Raw genomic sequence first — 822 nt, 5'->3', positions numbered from 1 at the left:
GTGGCATTGCCGGGTAGCTATGTTCGGAATAGATAACCGCTGAAAGCATCTAAGCGGGAAACTAGCCTCAAGATGAGATCTCACTGGGAACTTGATTCCCCTAAAGGGCCGTCGAAGACTACGACGTTGATAGGTCGGGTGTGTAAGCGCTGTGAGGCGTTGAGCTAACCGATACTAATTGCCCGTGAGGCTTGACCATATAACACCCAAACAATTTGTGTGTTGTACGGTGAAGACGTAACGAACCGAAAGTTCGTGTGAACCGCAAATTACCTGTCACATACCCGAATCTGGATGAGCGTGTGCATCTGCCACGAGCGTCCATAAAGAATTGCTTGACGACCATAGAGCGTTGGAACCACCTGATCCCATCCCGAACTCAGTAGTGAAACGACGCATCGCCGATGGTAGTGTGGAGTTTCTCCATGTGAGAGTAGGTCATCGTCAAGCTCCTATCCCAAAGCCCCGGTCAGCTTCGCTGTCCGGGGCTTTGCCTATTAGTGTAAGCACATGATTTGTGCTTGCTGCTGACGAGAGTCGAGACTCTCCGAAGCCAGGCGATTGAGTAGAAAAGAAATTTTCGAAAAATAAAGCTTGACGGAAGATGAGGTTAGCGTAGAATGCGCGCCTCGGTTGAGACGAAAGCCTTAACCAACTGCTCTTTAACAAGTTGAATCAAGCAATTCGTGTGGGTGCTTGTGATGTAAGACTGATGATCGACTGATTATCAGCAACGCAAGTAACACTCGTGAATTCGAGAGTTTTAGCTCTTTAAATAGAGCATGCGATTGCTGAGCCAAGTTTAGGGTTTTCTCAAAACCC

Annotated in this window: 2 rRNA genes; both read left to right on the top strand. The window is 48.1% G+C overall.

The features are described from left to right. A 23S ribosomal RNA gene (locus QO207_RS31475) occupies positions 1-199 on the top strand; the annotation flags it as partial. A 135-nt stretch (positions 200-334) separates the two neighbouring features. After that, a 5S ribosomal RNA gene (gene rrf, locus QO207_RS31470) occupies positions 335-450 on the top strand. Positions 451-822 lie beyond the last annotated feature (372 nt).

The organism is Pseudomonas sp. CAN1, assembly GCF_030462585.1.
Classification (GTDB): Bacteria; Pseudomonadota; Gammaproteobacteria; order Pseudomonadales; family Pseudomonadaceae; genus Pseudomonas.
Note: the sequence above shows the minus strand (reverse complement) of the source record. Positions and strands in the feature narration are given on the sequence as shown.